We start from the raw sequence: 16163 nt of genomic DNA on the forward strand, positions 1-16163 counted from the left end.
ACTGATTATCAGCCCTCACCAATCGGGTTTTTACGGGTAGTTTATCTCCCACCTAACTTCTTAAGAAAAGCGGAAGCGGCTCGTTCAGAATCGCAGGACGCCCACGCCCCTGACAGAGAGGCGCTTTTTGCCTCGTCCGAGGGGGCGAAACGGCCGGAGATTCTAGCCGCTAGAGCTGGACAATGCTTTCGCTGAATTTTGAGGTGGGAGTATTACTGCCCACGAATAGCGGGATAAAGTTCATGCAAAGTCCTAAACGATGCATTTTTTATTCAAAGATCCATGTATTTAATCGCGTTGAAGCAATAAAGAAAGCCGTTGAAAAAGGGTTTATACAGTATGTATTTATATGTGTGAATATAACGAACACTAATCCCTTCTTTTTGGGCGGACGAGAGTATCTAGCCATGCATAGCAGCAATTTACATATTGAAAAATCAAAATGAATTTATATATAAACAAAGGAACAGCCAACAATATGTTGGCTGTTCCTTTGTTTTAATGTTGATTTTGTTTTCGTGCTTGCTCCGGTGTGTCGAGTCCTGTAGCACCTGGATATTGTAATGATTGGCTGCGGTCAGATTCTACGCGTCGTGATTGTTTCAATTTCTTTTCTTGACGATCTTTACCCATGGTGTTCCCACCTCCTTAGTACAAAGTGTTGCTGTTATTTTTTAAAATATGCAGCGATAGACGATGATTATTTTTCATAAACAATTCCCATAATGGAAATAATAGGAGGTGTTCAATTGGAAGGTGGATATTTTTATTTTTTAGCGTGGATGGGTTGGATTGTTACGACGTTTTTTTTGAAAAAAGATACGGTTAGACTTAAGGTTAGTGCGGTCATTTTATTATTTATTATTTGTTCGCAAACAGTGATTTCATTTGCTTTTATTACAATATCGGTAAATGCTCTATTGTTAGCGGGAATTTCATTTATTGGAATTGCGGTATATTCATTATGGAAAAAGGTCTACACTTTATTATGTGCACTTATAATCGCGATGCTATATGCAAGTTTTTCTTTAATCGAACTCTATGACCCGATTTGGATTGTTGTAGATCGTACATGGATGTTAAGTAGTATTCTCGTTTATACATCTGTTTTATTGCATAGGGACCGTCTATTACGTATATGGGGATTATATGCAGGGGCGTTGCAAGGTGAGTTGTTTATAGCATTTATTTTAAAGACATTCAATTTTCCGTATCAATTAGGGAGTTTACAATTTTTTAATATGATTGCTGTGTCCACGATGTTCTGTAGTCTTTTATACGGAATTGGAAAAATAATGACATATACAGAACAATTTAAGCAAAAGCAAGTAAAGGAGGGACAAGGTTAATTTATGAACTCGTATACATCAGCTATGTTGCTTGGAGTAACCGTTGGAACTGTCACGCGAATTTTAATGCTTCAAACGGATACAAGGCAGTATCCAACTCGTTTACATGGCAAGATTATTCATATTGCCATGGGAATTATTGCGGCTGCTCTTGGGGCGGTTGCCATTCCAGCTATATTGAAAAAGGATTTCTCTGCGATTACATTTTTGACATTGGCAGCATCGCAGTTTCGTGATGTGCGGAATATGGAGCGGAATACATTGCAGCAATTAGACGGATACGAACTTGTACCTAGGGGCAATACATATATTGAGGGAATTGCCATTGTGTTTGAGAGCCGTAATTATTTAGCGATGTTAACTTCTTTTATAGCTACTTTTGCTTATTTAGGATTTAAATCGTGGTATGCCGGTATTTTAGCTGGAATCATAGCTTTCTTTTTCGCGAAAAAGTTGATGTCTGGTAAACGGTTGCGCGACCTTGTTGAAGTTGAGCATGTTCCATTGCATTTTGAAGGAGCAGGTCTTTATGTTGATAATATTTATATTATGAATATCGGTTTACCAGCAAGGCAAAAGGAAATTATGAAATATGGTATGGGTTTTATTTTAAAACCAAAATCTATTGACGCTCGGGTAACATTAGCAAACCTTGGGCAAAGACAAGCGATTTTGCATGATATATCTGTTGCGCTTGGTGTATATCGAGATTCTGGAACACCTGCACTTGTACCGCTTGCAAAACGTGATTTGAATGATGGAAGAATAGGCATATTTGTTTTGCCGCAAGATCAAGATGTAAATAAAGCGATTCAGGTCATTGGAAATGTTCCAACGCTAGAAAGTGCTATTCATATGTCTTCTGAGGCCCCAAACGGAAGGGGAGAAAAAGGATGATATTAGAAAAATGTATTCTTGCTGTTATTACAACAATTCCGGAAAAGTTCGCTGGCGGGGCACCGTTATTTGTATGTGAGACAGTAGAGGAAGCGGAGTTTGTTGCTAGTAATTTAGAAGCGATTTTAGATGGAATTGCCCACCGCTTGCAAGAGAATTTATATATTATTGTGAAACATTCTTGAAATGTGTTATAATATGAGATGTTTTGATATGAGAGAAATATTCTGGAATGCAAATCCCTTCTTGCACAAAGAAGGGTTTTTTACATAATAACAGAAGCAAATAGAAAGGATGAAAGTATATGCCTAAACCAGTAGTGGCAATAGTAGGACGCCCGAATGTAGGGAAATCTACTATTTTCAATAGAATTGTTGGAGAAAGAGTGTCAATTGTTGAGGATATTCCTGGTGTAACAAGAGATCGTATTTATAGTGCAGGAGAATGGTTAAATCATGATTTTAACATTATTGATACGGGTGGAATTGATATTGGAGACGAGCCATTCCTGACACAAATTCGTCAACAAGCAGAAGTTGCGATTGATGAGGCTGATGTTATCATTTTTATGACAAACGGTCGCGACGGTGTAACAGCTGCTGATGAAGAAGTTGCAAAGATTTTATATCGTTCTAAAAAGCCAGTTGTATTAGCTGTGAATAAAGTAGATAATCCAGAGATGCGCAGCGAAATTTACGATTTTTATGCGTTAGGCTTTGGGGAACCTTTTCCTATATCTGGAACACACGGTTTAGGTTTAGGGGACTTATTAGATGAAGTAGCAAACCATTTTCCGCAAATTGAAGAAGAGCCATACGATGATGAAACAATTAAATTCTGTTTAATTGGTCGTCCGAATGTTGGGAAATCATCAATGGTGAATGCATTGCTTGGTCAAGAACGCGTAATTGTTAGTAATGTAGCGGGTACTACACGTGATGCAGTTGATACGCCATATAGTAAAGATGGACAAGACTACGTTATTATTGATACAGCAGGAATGCGTAAAAAAGGAAAAGTATATGAGAGTACAGAAAAGTATAGCGTACTTCGTGCACTTCGAGCAATTGAACGCTCTGATGTTGTTTTAGTTGTTTTAGATGGTGAAGAAGGAATCATTGAACAAGATAAAAAAATCGCTGGATATGCCCATGATTCAGGGCGTGCGGTTATTATTGTTGTGAATAAATGGGATGCGGTTGAGAAAGATGAGAAAACGATGAAGGAATTCGAAGAGAATATTCGTGCTCATTTCCAATTTTTGGATTACGCACCAATCGTATTCTTATCTGCAAAAACGAGAAAACGTACACACACACTGATTCCTGTTATTAATGAGGTAAATGCAAGTCATAGTATTCGTGTACAAACAAATGTATTAAACGATGTAATTATGGATGCTGTTGCAATGAATCCAACACCAACGCATAATGGACAACGTTTGAAAATTTTCTATGCAACACAAGTCGCGGTGAAACCACCGACATTTGTTGTGTTCGTAAACGATCCAGAATTACTGCACTTCTCTTATGAGCGTTTCTTGAAAAATCGTCTGCGCGATTCGTTTGGTTTCGTAGGAACACCGATTAAAGTTATTGCAAGAGCACGAGACTAATGGAGAGGGTGTGATTTTATGAAAAAAATCACAGTAGTAGGAGCAGGTAGCTGGGGAACGGCGTTAGCGATGGTATTAGCTGACAACGGCCATGATGTACGTCTTTGGGGTAACCGAGCAGAACTTATGGATGAAATAAATGAAAAACATGAGAATAGTCGTTATCTTCCGGGAATTACACTGCCAACCGGTATCGTTGCTTACTCTTCCTTAGAAGAGGCATTAGTAGGAGTAGATACAGTACTTCTCGTTGTACCTACAAAAGCATATCGAGAAGTATTGCAAAATATGAAAAAAATTGTTTCGCAGCCAATTACATGGATTCATGCGAGTAAAGGAATTGAACCAGGAACTTCAAAACGTATTTCGGAAGTGATAGAAGAAGAAATTCCGGCGCATCTCATTCGAGATGTCGTTGTCTTATCAGGGCCGAGTCATGCAGAAGAAGTTGGTTTGCGCCAAGCTACAACAGTTACATCAGCTGCAAAGCGTATGGAAGCAGCTGAAGAGGTTCAAGACTTATTTATGAATAGCTATTTCCGTGTATATACAAACCCAGATATTATTGGAGTTGAACTTGGAGGAGCATTAAAAAATATTATTGCTCTTGCGGCGGGTATTACTGATGGAATTGGTTTAGGAGATAATGCAAAGGCGGCACTTATGACGCGAGGATTAACAGAAATTGCTCGTTTAGGACGTAAAATGGGTGGGAACCCATTGACGTTTGCTGGCCTAACAGGTATGGGTGACCTCATTGTTACGTGTACAAGCGTTCATAGTCGAAATTGGCGAGCTGGTAACATGCTCGGTAAAGGCTGCTCGTTACAAGAAGTATTAGATAATATGGGAATGGTTGTAGAAGGCGTGCGGACAACGAAAGCGGCATATGAGATGGCGAAGAAAATGGAAGTAGAAATGCCGATTACAACTGTTTTATATGACGTGTTATTTAATGAAAAAGATGTAAAAGATGCTGTTGGAATGTTGATGGGACGTGTGCGTAAACACGAAGTAGAAGCGATTCCAGACTTGCTGTAAAAAAAGCTGTACAAATGTAAAAAACATTTGTACAGCTTTTTCTTTTGGGTCTTTTCACCATTTTTTATTTTTTGCATACGATGAAGTGTAAATTACATGAGAGGGTGAACAAAGTGGATAACAATTTATTTAATAATATTGAAAAGGAATCGAAAGTAAATAAAGAGGATATTTTTAAATTAGCCTCTTCGGTTCAAAATTCAAATTTACGAGATGAGAAAGTGTTGCGTCAGTTAATTCACCAAGTTGCAATAATGGCGGGAAGAGAAGTATCAAAAGAAAAAGAAGATCAAATTATAAATGCGATTATTAATAATAATATGCCAGCTGATTTTAGTTCATTGAGTAAGATGTTTAAAAAATAAAGGATAAGAAACCGTTGTTATATACATTGCATACAATACTATGAAGGAATGAATATGAGCTGTTTGTGGGAGTATTTGGTCAACCGAAGCGAAGGAGTCTCGTTTGCTTCGGTTTTTTATTCGTTTTCATATATGTGAATGTATGTGTCGCTCAGCTTTTTGAGGTGAAGTATCGTCTTATTGTTAAGTATATATCCATTTTCATTATTCGACATCTTTGTCTAGCTCTGCAGAATACAACACGACCGTTATTTATTGTTTCAACTATGTTATGTGGTAGGAGAAGGCCCTGACCGTTTCAATGCGCGGCTGGATGCTCTCGTCCCTCCTAAAAGGAAAACGGGTTTTTAACTTATAAAAACGAAATATTTATATTTGTTTAAAAGTTATAATTTGTTAAAATAATAGAAAAATAGAAAAGAGAAGGGGGGGTATATATGTCTGTTGGACTTATAAAGATGTGGTTTGCTTTAGGGGCAATGGCTCTCATGTTTATTTCTGTTGTTTTTATTTTGTTAAGTCGTCATAAAATAAAGAACACATTTCTGAAAGGATTTACAGCTTTGTTTGCGTATGCGTGTATGGCTGTATCAGGGTTTATTATTTTTCTTGTCGTATTTAGCGGGCCAATTGAACAATAGAAATTAAAGGACGGATTTCTAATGAAGAAAATACTACTAATTTTCATATTATGTTGTACAAGTATATTATCTGGATGCCTATATCCGAAAGGAAAAGTGCAACAACATGCCGTACCATATGAAGACCAACTACAAGCGGTACAAACAGCAGTTAATACATATAGAGAACAGAATGGACATATATTGCCTATTAAAACACGTGACATGAATACACCAATATACCAAAAATATCCAATTGATTTTCAAAAGATTACACCTAGACTTATGCAAGAACCTCCTGGAAATGCTTATGAAAGCGGCGGTATGTATCAGTATGTATTAGTTGATGTAGAAACAAATCCAACTGTGAAATTAATTGATGTTCGAACAGCAGAGCGAGTTCAAGAGTTAAAGCTAAAACTACAAATCTATCGTGATGAGCATCAATATCCGCCATTTAAAAAAGTAATAACAGACGGTGTGTATGAGCTTGATTATAATAAAATGGGGTATAAAGAAATTCCTCAAGTGGAAAGCCCTTATTCAGGTAAAAACTTACCTTTTGTTGTGGATGAAAAAGGTGAAGTATATATTGATTATCGTATTGATTTATATGACATGTTACAAAAGTATGGTGATGAAGTGAAAGAAGGAGAAGATATTCGTCAGTTGCTTGTGAAACATGCCCCATTTGTACCAGCATATTCTTTGCCGTATACAGTGAAGGATAAAGAACCAATTTTTTTTAAGTGATAAGTCATGAACCTTTCTTTTAGCGAATAAGTTCTAGAAGAAGGGTTTTTTACTTCTTGAAATTTTTGCATCGCTAATAAAGGTTTTTTTAAATAGTGATATGAAATTGGGACAAAATCATATGTTGTATTGTCCAAACTACAAGAATAATCATGATTTAATCCCAAAAATTTTGAGGGAGGGAATCACTTGGAAAAGGTTGATATTTTTAAAGATATTGCTGAGCGCACAGGCGGTGATATTTATCTCGGGGTTGTAGGGGCTGTCCGAACAGGGAAATCTACTTTTATTAAGAAATTTATGGAGCTAGTTGTCATTCCGAACATTGAAAATGATTCGGATCGTCAGCGCGCACAAGACGAACTGCCGCAAAGCGCAGCGGGGCGTACAATTATGACGACAGAACCGAAATTTGTTCCAAACCAGGCGGTTTCTATCCATGTTGATGAAGGGCTTGATGTAAATATTCGCTTAGTAGATTGTGTGGGCTATACTGTCCCAGGGGCGAAAGGGTATGAAGATGAAAATGGCCCCCGCATGATCAATACACCGTGGTATGAAGAACCGATCCCGTTTCATGAAGCCGCGGAAATTGGAACGCGCAAAGTAATTCAAGAGCATTCTACAATTGGGGTTGTTATTACAACCGATGGAACAATTGGAGAAATCCCGCGCCGTGATTATATTGAAGCAGAGGGACGGGTTGTAAATGAATTAAAAGAAGTAGGAAAACCATTTATTATGATTATTAATACAGTACAACCGTATCATCCTGATACAGAACAACTTCGTCAAAGTTTAGTAGAAGAATATGATATTCCAGTGTTGGCGATGAGTGTAGAAGGACTAAGAGAAGGTGATGTATATAACGTATTACGTGAGGCGTTATATGAATTCCCAGTTCTTGAAGTGAATGTTAATCTTCCGAGCTGGGTAATGGTGTTACATGATAACCATTGGCTTCGTCAAAGCTATCAAGAGGCTGTCCAAGAAACAGTGAAAGATATTAAACGTCTTCGTGATGTTGATCGCGTTGTATGGCAATTTAGTCAATATGAATTCATAGACCGGGCAAGTTTGGCAGGAATTGATATGGGGCAAGGTGTTGCTGAGATTGATTTATATGCACCGGATGAATTATACGATCAAATTTTAAAAGAAGTGGTTGGTGTTGAAATTCGAGGACGAGATCATTTGTTAAAATTAATGCTCGACTTCGCTCATGCAAAAACAGAATATGACCAAGTTGCGGATGCACTAAAAATGGTAAAACAAACAGGGTACGGTGTTGCAGCGCCAGCTCTAGCAGATATGAGTTTGGATGAACCGGAAATTATTCGTCATGGATCACGCTTTGGTGTGAAATTGAAAGCTGTCGCCCCGTCAATTCATATGATTAAAGTTGATGTAGAATCAACTTTTGAACCGATTATTGGAACGGAAAAACAAAGTGAAGAGCTTGTTCGCTATTTAATGCAAGATTTTGAAGATGATCCACTTTCTATATGGAATTCTGATATTTTTGGGCGGTCACTTAGCTCGATCGTTCGCGAAGGAATTCAGGCGAAATTATCATTAATGCCAGAAAATGCTCGGTATAAACTAAAAGAAACGTTAGAACGAATCATAAATGAAGGATCAGGTGGCTTAATAGCAATTATTTTATAATCGAAAGACTCCTTATTTTGGGGGTCTTTTTTAATTTTTCATAGAAAAACAAAATGTCATTATCTAATACTTTATAGTTGATTGTCAAGCTTTATCAGTTTTTCGTAATTTCATGGCAACATTTTCTCTAAAAATATTGAATTATAAAGGAGAATCGTATAATATAGGCCTTGATAATGATTTATCTACATCATTGTAGTATAGAATTTGTAAAAATTGCCTACAAATGAAGGTAAGACTCATTTTATGATCATTATACAGTCGTATCTTTGGGAGGAGGTGAATGGCATGAACAAAACAGATTTAATCAATGCTGTTGCAGAAGCAAGTTCCCTTTCTAAAAAGGACGCAACAAAAGCAGTTGACGCTGTTTTTGATTCCATCTTAGAAGCTTTAAAGCAAGGTGATAAAGTACAACTTATCGGATTTGGTAACTTCGAAGTTCGTGAACGTGCGGCTCGTAAAGGACGTAACCCACAAACTGGTGAGGAAATTGAGATCGCGGCAAGCAAAGTACCTGCATTCAAACCTGGTAAAGCGCTAAAAGATGCGGTTAAATAATCCTTACATATTACGGGGAAGAAGAGTTTCCTTATTGGAAACTCTTCTTTTTGCTTTTAAAAACATATATATGCTAGAATGTGTTCGTAGCATTTTTAGGTTTTATTGGGGAGGGTTAGTGGATGGCAAATGTAAACTTAGAGCAAATCGAACATGCGGTACGCCTTATTTTAGAAGCAATTGGGGATGATCCAAAACGTGAGGGTGTATTAGATACACCAAAACGTGTTGCGAAGATGTATGCAGAAGTATTTTCTGGTATGCATGAAGACCCAAAAGAACATTTACATAAAGTGTTTGGTGAGGATCATGAAGAACTTGTATTGGTAAAGGACATTCCGTTCTTTTCTATGTGTGAGCATCACCTTGTTCCGTTTTATGGCGTTGCTCATGTTGCATATATTCCACGTGGTGGAAAAGTAACTGGGTTAAGTAAATTGGCCCGTACGGTAGATACAGTAGCGCGCAGGCCGCAACTACAAGAACGAATTACATCAACAGTAGCCGATTCTATTATGGAAGTGTTAGAGCCGCATGGTGTGATGGTTGTTGTAGAAGCGGAGCATATGTGTATGACGATGCGCGGTGTGAAAAAACCTGGTGCAAAAACTGTAACAACTGCAGTGCGTGGTACTCTTGAAGCAGACGCAGCAGCACGTGCGGAAATTTTATCTTTTATTAAGACGAATTAGTAGGAAAGCAGGAAACTGCTTTTCTTTTTTTATCTAGAATGAATGTGTTATAATAGGTTTTATGAATTAGAAAACAAGGGTGATTTGAGTGGGTGAAATGTACAGAGGGTTTGCGGATATAAAGGAGCAGCTATATAAAAAACTACGCCATCCTTATTTTATAAAATATATTGAAGAACCAGTTGTTGATGAAAAAAAAATAGCGTTCTTATATTCCGTTTTAAAAAGTGCAAACTTACATAAAGAACAAATTGAACATTACGCAGTAACGATTATGCTTGTACAAATTGCTTTGGATACGCATGAGAAAGTATCAAATAAAGAAGAGACCGATGAATTTCATAAGCGACGCCAATTAACGGTATTAGCGGGTGATTATTACAGTGGGTTATATTATTATTTACTTTCAATGAATCATGATATCACATTGATTCGCGCCCTAGCAGACGGAATTAAAGAGATCAATGAACAAAAAATTATGCTATATCAGCAAACGTATGAAACGATTGAAGAAATGTTAAAAAGTGTCGGAATGATTGAATCGGCTCTCTTACAGAAAACATGTGACCATTTTCAGGTACCGCATGTAAAGTCTGCAATTATGAATATGTTAGCAATAGATCGCTTGCAAACCGAGTATCAAATATACATGAAGAAAGAATCGTCACCCGTATTTGCTGCAATTCAAAAGATTTTATCTTATGATGGTGAAATGAAGGTAGAAAATGTATATAACGAATTGATAAGAAAAATGCGAAGTCAGGTCAATACTTTGATGCAAAATAATACTGGAATTGAAACATTTCTTTCGACATTGAAAGAGGCTACTTGAACATTTTGAATTTACAGTTGGAAGAAGGGTATAGCATGCAACAATCAAAAGAAGAAAGAGTACATGACGTATTTGAGAAGATATATGATAAATATGATGTAATGAATTCAGTTATAAGCTTTCAAAAACATAAAGCATGGCGCAAAGAAACAATGCGAATTATGGACGTTCAACCGGGCAGTGTAGCGCTTGATGTATGTTGTGGAACGGCTGACTGGACGATTGCGCTTGCTGATGCAGTCGGTCCAAACGGGAAGGCATATGGATTAGACTTTAGTAAAAATATGCTTTCTGTTGGAAAAGAGAAAGTGGCTGCTTTACAATTAAATCAAGTAGAGTTACTTCACGGCAATGCAATGGAACTGCCGTTTGAAGATAACATGTTTGATTATGTTACAATTGGCTTTGGGCTCCGGAATGTACCGGATTATATGCAGGTATTAAAGGAAATGACGCGTGTTGTAAAGCCGGGTGGAAAGGTTATTTGTTTAGAAACATCTCAGCCGACAATGATTGGAATCCGCCAAGGCTACTTGATATATTTTAAATATATCATGCCGTTGTTTGGAAAGTTATTTGCAAAAAGTTACAAAGAATATTCTTGGTTACAAGAATCTGCAAGTACATTTCCAGGGATGAAAGAATTGGCTCGTATGTTTGAAGAAGCTGGATTAGAAAAAGTACAAGTAAAGCCGTTTACTTTTGGAGTAGCAGCAATACATTTAGGATATAAACCGAAGTAAATGAGGAAATGTATTCTTTGTTGATGGAAAGCTTTCTGCAATCGGGAACATCTCAGAAGTTATCTCCTACCTCCCTTTTTTATTTTCTGATAACTGTAAGGTAGGAGTCTTGTTATTCATTAGAGCGGGATAAAATAGAAAAGAAGTTTTAGGTTAAGGTGAACGATATGAAGTTACAACTTATGTATTCTTTTTTACGATCGGATATTGATAAAATTGAGAAAGAACTAAAAATAGTTGTTGCTTCTGAGCAACAATTGCTGGAAGAAGCGGCGTTGCAACTAATTGAGGCCGGTGGAAAACGAATCCGACCTGTTTTCGTTCTGCTTGCAGGGAAATTTGGCGATTATAAGCTTGATGTGATTAAACATGTTGCGGTTGCATTAGAGCTTATTCATATGGCTTCTCTTGTACATGATGATGTAATTGATGCCGCTCTGTTAAGAAGGGGAAGTGCGACTGTAAATGCCAATTGGGGTGATCGCATTGCAATGTATACAGGTGACTATTTATTTGCCAAATCTTTGGAATGCATTACAAATTTAGAAAATCCAGAAGTTCATAAAGCGTTATCAAATACAATTCTTGAAGTTTGTAAAGGTGAAATTGAGCAAATTAAAGATAAATATGATTTTGGACAAAATTTACGGACATATTTACGCCGTATAAAGCGAAAAACGGCATTGTTAATTGCAGCTAGCTGTCAATTAGGTGCAATTGCATCTGGGGCCAGTCGAGATACAGTAAATCGATTATTTTGGTATGGGTACTTTGTTGGTATGTCATATCAAATAATTGACGATATTTTAGATTTTGTATCAACCGAAGAAAAGCTTGGAAAACCGGCGGGTGGAGATTTATTGCAAGGTAATATTACACTTCCTGTTTTATATGCAATGGAAGATCCGGCACTTCGTGAGAGAATTGTTCAAGTTAATGAAAATACGTCTTCGGATGAAATGAAGGGTATTATTGAAGCAGTTAAAAATAGTGATGCAATTGATCGAGCTTTTGCATTTAGCGAAAGATATTTACATAAGGCATTAGAAGTGATTAAGCCGTTGCCTCGTGGACAGGCAAAAATGGCGTTGCAAAATGTTGCGAAATATATTGGGAAGCGTAAATTTTAAATGTTTTTTGAGGAAAATAATAATCTCTCCATTTTAAAACTATTGCACAATTCTGATAAGGGTGATACTATGTGTTTGGGGATATACAATTATATACATAATGAGAAGTGGAGAGATTTATTATGGAAAAAACGTTCTTAATGGTAAAACCTGATGGTGTACAGCGTGCAATCATTGGAGAGATTGTTTCTAGATTTGAAAGAAAGGGCTTTCAATTAGTTGGCGCTAAGCTTATGCAAATCACACCAGAGATTGCTGGAGAGCACTATGCTGAACATAAAGAAAGACCATTCTTTGGTGAGTTAGTAGATTTCATTACATCTGGACCTGTTTTTGCAATGGTATGGCAAGGTGAAGGTGTTGTTGAAACAGCTCGTAATATGATGGGAAAAACAAAACCAAGCGAAGCTGCACTTGGTACAATTCGTGGCGACTTTGGATTAACAGTTGGCAAAAATATTATTCACGGTTCAGATTCTCTTGAAAGTGCAGAACGTGAAATTGGTATTTTCTTCAAAAAGGAAGAGCTAGTTGAGTATTCTAGAGTAATGAATCAGTGGATTTACTAATTATTTCGAAATAATTTGTAACCGCTTTAAAAAGTAGATATAATGAAAAATGCGCAAGAAAGGATGGTAACATTCCTTCTTGCGCATTTTTTTGTTTTAAAATATATAAATTCATTTTGCTGTTTCGACATCTTTGTCTAGCTCTGCCTCCTAGGCCCTCATGTCTAAGACCTTCCACACGAGAAGGTAAAAAATACCTTCCGTGCGAAAGAACCTTAGCCAATGGGCCAAAACAGTCGGCTCCGCTTTTCTTAAGAAGTTAGGCGGGAGATAAACTGCCCGTAAAAGCCCGATTGGTGAGGGCTGATAATCAGTGGGGGATGAAGAAAACCCCCACTGATTAAAGTTTTACTTTATGTCCAGCTCCTGCGGCTAGAATGGTCGGTGGCTTCGCGCCTTCCTCCGAGGCATAATACGTCTCTCTGTTAGGAGCTCCATCCCCCTCCCATTCTGATCAAGCCGCCTCCGCTTTTCTTTATAGGTCACTGTTATGCATAGCAAAAAGAAACTTGTTTTCTCCTTCTGTTTTACACAATGCATGTGGCAGGAATAGGATTTGACCGCTTCTATACGCGGCCAGATGCTCTTGCCCTCCTGAAAAAGGGGGATTTTATGTCGTGCTTTCAATTTGTACTTATATACTTACGAAACAATAAAGGTTATGATATAGTGTTACATAAATACTGAAGTAAAGGGGAGTAACCGATGAGATATATAACAGCTGGTGAATCTCACGGACCGCAACTAACGACAATATTAGAGGGGATTCCGGCAGGTTTATCTTTAGTAGCAGATGATATTAATACAGAGTTAGAAAGAAGACAAAAAGGCTACGGTCGTGGACGCCGCATGCAAATTGAAAAAGATCAAGTTCAAATTTTAAGCGGTGTTCGTCATGGATATACAATTGGTGCACCAATTACACTAGTTGTCGAAAATCGTGATTTTACACATTGGACAAAAGTTATGGGGGCAGAGCCGTTAACAGATGAAGAATCTAAGGAAGTAAAACGGCAAATTACAAGACCTCGCCCAGGACATGCAGATTTAAACGGAGCAATTAAATATGGCCATCGTGATATGCGAAATGTATTAGAGCGTTCTTCTGCTAGGGAAACGACGGTTCGTGTTGCTGCTGGGGCTGTTGCAAATCGTATTTTAGAAGAATTGGGGATAAAAGTAGCGGGACATGTTATTGAAATTGGGGGAGTAAAAGCAGAAAAGCAATCGTATACCTCTATTGAAGAGCTACAAACGATTACAGAGGCCTCTCCTGTTCGTTGTTTAGACGAAGAAGCAGGAAAGAAAATGATGCAGGCAATTGATGATGCGAAAACAAACGGAGATTCTATCGGAGGAATCGTTGAAGTTGTTGTTGAAGGGATGCCGACTGGTGTTGGAAGTTATGTGCATTACGATCGTAAATTGGATGCAAAACTTGCAGCGGCGATCATGAGTATTAATGCATTCAAAGGTGTGGAGATTGGAATTGGCTTTGAAGCAGCTCATAAGCCTGGAAGCCTTGTTCATGACGAGATTTTATGGGACGAGGACAATGGATATACAAGACGTACAAATAACGCTGGTGGATTAGAAGGCGGTATGACGACTGGGATGCCAGTTATTGTTCGCGGGGTTATGAAACCAATTCCAACTTTATATAAACCACTGCAAAGTATAGATATTGATACGAAAGAAGTGTTTCAAGCAAGTATTGAACGGTCTGATAGCTGTGCAGTGCCAGCAGCGAGTGTTGTAGCAGAAGCTGTTGTAGCTTGGGAACTTGCAGCAGCTGTCATTGAACAATTTGGAACGGATCGCATCGATTTAATTCGTGAAAATATAAAGAAACATAACGAATATGCGAGGGAGTTTTAATGGAGACAATACAAATTCAAACTAGTTCTAAACAATACAATGTGTATGTCGGAAATGATGCGCTATTACAACTATCAACGCTTATAGAAAATATGAAACCAGCTGTTTCAAATATTTTGCTGATTTCTGATGAAACGGTAGCATCATTTCATTTAGACGAAGTGATCAATACTTTGCAGGTAAAACAAGACGTATTTTCGTTCGTGGTTCCAAGTGGCGAGAAAGAAAAATCGTTTGAAAATTATTATGCTGCCCAAACGTTTGCACTTGAGAAAGGTTTAGATCGTCATTCGCTTATTCTGGCGCTTGGCGGCGGAATGATTGGGGATTTAGCAGGATTTGTTGCAGCAACGTTTATGAGAGGGATTCGATTTGTCCAAATACCGACAACTTTACTTGCGCATGATAGTGCAGTTGGAGGGAAAGTGGCAATTAATCATCCGCTTGGAAAAAATATGATTGGCGCATTTCATCAGCCAGAAGCGGTGATTTATCATACTCCGTTTTTAAATTCGCTTTCAGAAAAAGAATGGCGCTCTGGTTTTGCGGAGGCAATTAAACATTCACTTATTGGGGATGTAGAATTATATCATTGGCTTCGTAAAGAAGTGAAACAGCTGACTGAATTACGAGATGATAAGTTAATTTATACACTACAACGTGCGATTCCAGTAAAAGCAAAAATTGTTGCAGAAGATGAAACTGAAAAAGGTATTCGTGCTCACTTAAACTTTGGGCACACACTTGGACATGCGCTTGAAAAAGAGATGGGATATGGCAACATAACACATGGTGATGGCGTTGCAATTGGCATGTTATTTGCTATCTTTTTAAGTGAACAAATCTATGAAAAAGACCTTCAATATAAAGAAATCAAACGTTGGTTTACGGCATATGGCTATCCAAGTATGCCGAATACACTTGATGTGAATCGTCTTATTCAAGTAATGAAGCAAGATAAAAAAGCGAACGGTGGAACAATTCGTATGGTTGTTATGCAGGAGATTGGGGTAGTAGATGTCGTATCTATTTCAGATGAAACCGTCAAAGCGGCTTTAGAAGCATTTCAAAGAGAGGGGGAATCTATTTGATCCGCGCGATTCGCGGCGCAACTACAGTCAATTGTAATGAAACAGAACAAATATTGACTGCAACGGAGCGTTTAGTGAAAGAAATGGCAAGCGATAATAGCGTTTTTCCTGTTGATATTGTATCTGTACTCATTTCAACAACAGCAGATGTAAATGCATGTTTCCCAGCGGCAGCACTAAGACGTATGGAAGGCTGGTCATATGTACCGGTTATGTGCATGCAAGAAATAGAAGTACCAGATGCTCTTGAGAAATGTATTCGCGTTATGATGACGGTTATGACAAATAAACAGCAGCATGAAATTCAACATGTCTATTTGGAGAAAGCGGTACAACTAAGGCCCGATTTACAAAAATGA

The 16163-nt window shown here is 37.8% G+C and carries 19 protein-coding genes; 18 read left to right on the top strand and 1 reads right to left on the bottom strand.

Annotated elements, in window-relative coordinates; genetic code table 11:
* Positions 1-498: 498 nt before the first annotated feature.
* Positions 499-633: a YpzI family protein gene (locus BM211_RS03930; protein ID WP_020059616.1), complete on the bottom strand. Its 135-nt coding sequence runs from the start codon at positions 631-633 to the stop codon at positions 499-501.
* Between the two features lie 116 nt (positions 634-749).
* Between BM211_RS03930 and BM211_RS03935 the strand changes: the two genes are divergently transcribed.
* The 18 genes from BM211_RS03935 to aroH all read left to right on the top strand — a co-directional run bounded on the left by BM211_RS03935 (position 750) and on the right by aroH (position 16163).
* Positions 750-1349, top strand: a complete 600-nt coding sequence (locus BM211_RS03935) for a YphA family membrane protein (RefSeq protein ID WP_035435099.1) — start codon at positions 750-752, stop codon at positions 1347-1349.
* A gap of 3 nt (positions 1350-1352) precedes the next feature.
* Entirely contained in the window at positions 1353-2246 is an 894-nt protein-coding gene (locus BM211_RS03940) for a YIEGIA family protein (protein WP_090995225.1), read from the top strand.
* Positions 2243-2431 (top strand): capping complex subunit for YIEGIA, encoded by a 189-nt coding sequence (locus BM211_RS03945; protein WP_035435095.1) that lies wholly within the window; start codon positions 2243-2245, stop codon positions 2429-2431. Before BM211_RS03940 ends, BM211_RS03945 begins: the two co-directional genes overlap by 4 nt.
* 119 nt (positions 2432-2550) lie before the next feature.
* Positions 2551-3861 carry a ribosome biogenesis GTPase Der gene (der, locus tag BM211_RS03950; RefSeq protein WP_035435092.1) on the top strand — a complete coding sequence of 437 codons (1311 nt, stop codon included), beginning with the start codon at positions 2551-2553 and terminating at the stop codon, positions 3859-3861.
* Between the two features lie 18 nt (positions 3862-3879).
* The gene (locus tag BM211_RS03955; protein WP_035435089.1) at positions 3880-4902 is read left to right on the top strand and encodes an NAD(P)H-dependent glycerol-3-phosphate dehydrogenase; all 1023 of its coding nucleotides are present in this window, start codon (positions 3880-3882) and stop codon (positions 4900-4902) included.
* Positions 4903-5015: 113 nt separating this feature from the next.
* Positions 5016-5267 carry a stage VI sporulation protein F gene (locus BM211_RS03960; RefSeq protein ID WP_035435087.1) on the top strand — a complete coding sequence of 84 codons (252 nt, stop codon included), beginning with the start codon at positions 5016-5018 and terminating at the stop codon, positions 5265-5267.
* Between the two features lie 437 nt (positions 5268-5704).
* Positions 5705-5908 (top strand): DUF2768 domain-containing protein, encoded by a 204-nt coding sequence (locus BM211_RS03965; protein ID WP_035435085.1) that lies wholly within the window; start codon positions 5705-5707, stop codon positions 5906-5908.
* A gap of 21 nt (positions 5909-5929) precedes the next feature.
* A complete protein-coding gene (locus BM211_RS03970) occupies positions 5930-6640 on the top strand; it encodes a hypothetical protein (RefSeq protein ID WP_090995228.1) in 711 nt (236 codons plus the stop codon).
* A 189-nt stretch (positions 6641-6829) separates the two neighbouring features.
* On the top strand, positions 6830-8308 hold the full coding sequence (spoIVA, locus tag BM211_RS03975) for a stage IV sporulation protein A (protein WP_035435081.1): 1479 nt from the start codon (positions 6830-6832) through the stop codon (positions 8306-8308).
* 288 nt (positions 8309-8596) lie between these two features.
* Positions 8597-8869 carry an HU family DNA-binding protein gene (locus BM211_RS03980; protein WP_001043860.1) on the top strand — a complete coding sequence of 91 codons (273 nt, stop codon included), beginning with the start codon at positions 8597-8599 and terminating at the stop codon, positions 8867-8869.
* A gap of 122 nt (positions 8870-8991) precedes the next feature.
* The gene (folE, locus tag BM211_RS03985; RefSeq protein ID WP_035435079.1) at positions 8992-9561 is read left to right on the top strand and encodes a GTP cyclohydrolase I FolE; all 570 of its coding nucleotides are present in this window, start codon (positions 8992-8994) and stop codon (positions 9559-9561) included.
* An 88-nt stretch (positions 9562-9649) separates the two neighbouring features.
* Positions 9650-10393 (top strand): heptaprenyl diphosphate synthase component 1, encoded by a 744-nt coding sequence (locus tag BM211_RS03990; RefSeq protein ID WP_035435077.1) that lies wholly within the window; start codon positions 9650-9652, stop codon positions 10391-10393.
* A 35-nt stretch (positions 10394-10428) separates the two neighbouring features.
* Positions 10429-11136: a demethylmenaquinone methyltransferase gene (locus BM211_RS03995; RefSeq protein ID WP_090995320.1), complete on the top strand. Its 708-nt coding sequence runs from the start codon at positions 10429-10431 to the stop codon at positions 11134-11136.
* A 167-nt stretch (positions 11137-11303) separates the two neighbouring features.
* The gene (gene hepT / locus BM211_RS04000; RefSeq protein ID WP_035435074.1) at positions 11304-12266 is read left to right on the top strand and encodes a heptaprenyl diphosphate synthase component II; all 963 of its coding nucleotides are present in this window, start codon (positions 11304-11306) and stop codon (positions 12264-12266) included.
* Positions 12267-12388: 122 nt separating this feature from the next.
* Complete coding sequence (gene ndk / locus BM211_RS04005) at positions 12389-12835, top strand: nucleoside-diphosphate kinase (RefSeq protein ID WP_035435072.1); 447 nt, start codon at positions 12389-12391, stop codon at positions 12833-12835.
* A 705-nt stretch (positions 12836-13540) separates the two neighbouring features.
* Positions 13541-14713: a chorismate synthase gene (aroC, locus tag BM211_RS04015; protein ID WP_090995231.1), complete on the top strand. Its 1173-nt coding sequence runs from the start codon at positions 13541-13543 to the stop codon at positions 14711-14713.
* Positions 14713-15804, top strand: coding sequence for a 3-dehydroquinate synthase (gene aroB, locus BM211_RS04020; protein ID WP_035435068.1), 1092 nt, complete (start codon positions 14713-14715; stop codon positions 15802-15804). Before aroC ends, aroB begins: the two co-directional genes overlap by 1 nt.
* Complete coding sequence (gene aroH / locus BM211_RS04025; RefSeq protein ID WP_035435065.1) at positions 15801-16163, top strand: chorismate mutase; 363 nt, start codon at positions 15801-15803, stop codon at positions 16161-16163. The genes aroB and aroH overlap by 4 nt, the downstream gene beginning before the upstream one ends.

Origin of the sequence: Bacillus sp. 491mf, from assembly GCF_900112415.1 — a bacterium.
Classification (GTDB): Bacteria; Bacillota; Bacilli; order Bacillales; family Bacillaceae_G; genus Bacillus_A.

Excerpts from the sequence above, each read along its gene's own strand:
- BM211_RS03930 (WP_020059616.1), bottom strand. The coding sequence starts at position 633 with ATGGGTAAAGATCGTCAAGAAAAGAAATTGAAACAATCACGACGCGTA.
- BM211_RS03940 (WP_090995225.1), top strand. The coding sequence starts at position 1,353 with ATGAACTCGTATACATCAGCTATGTTGCTTGGAGTAACCGTTGGAACT.
- BM211_RS03945 (WP_035435095.1), top strand. The coding sequence starts at position 2,243 with ATGATATTAGAAAAATGTATTCTTGCTGTTATTACAACAATTCCGGAA.
- der (WP_035435092.1), top strand. The coding sequence starts at position 2,551 with ATGCCTAAACCAGTAGTGGCAATAGTAGGACGCCCGAATGTAGGGAAA.
- BM211_RS03955 (WP_035435089.1), top strand. The coding sequence starts at position 3,880 with ATGAAAAAAATCACAGTAGTAGGAGCAGGTAGCTGGGGAACGGCGTTA.
- BM211_RS03965 (WP_035435085.1), top strand. The coding sequence starts at position 5,705 with ATGTCTGTTGGACTTATAAAGATGTGGTTTGCTTTAGGGGCAATGGCT.
- BM211_RS03970 (WP_090995228.1), top strand. The coding sequence starts at position 5,930 with ATGAAGAAAATACTACTAATTTTCATATTATGTTGTACAAGTATATTA.
- BM211_RS03980 (WP_001043860.1), top strand. The coding sequence starts at position 8,597 with ATGAACAAAACAGATTTAATCAATGCTGTTGCAGAAGCAAGTTCCCTT.
- folE (WP_035435079.1), top strand. The coding sequence starts at position 8,992 with ATGGCAAATGTAAACTTAGAGCAAATCGAACATGCGGTACGCCTTATT.
- BM211_RS03995 (WP_090995320.1), top strand. The coding sequence starts at position 10,429 with ATGCAACAATCAAAAGAAGAAAGAGTACATGACGTATTTGAGAAGATA.
- hepT (WP_035435074.1), top strand. The coding sequence starts at position 11,304 with ATGAAGTTACAACTTATGTATTCTTTTTTACGATCGGATATTGATAAA.
- ndk (WP_035435072.1), top strand. The coding sequence starts at position 12,389 with ATGGAAAAAACGTTCTTAATGGTAAAACCTGATGGTGTACAGCGTGCA.
- aroC (WP_090995231.1), top strand. The coding sequence starts at position 13,541 with ATGAGATATATAACAGCTGGTGAATCTCACGGACCGCAACTAACGACA.
- aroB (WP_035435068.1), top strand. The coding sequence starts at position 14,713 with ATGGAGACAATACAAATTCAAACTAGTTCTAAACAATACAATGTGTAT.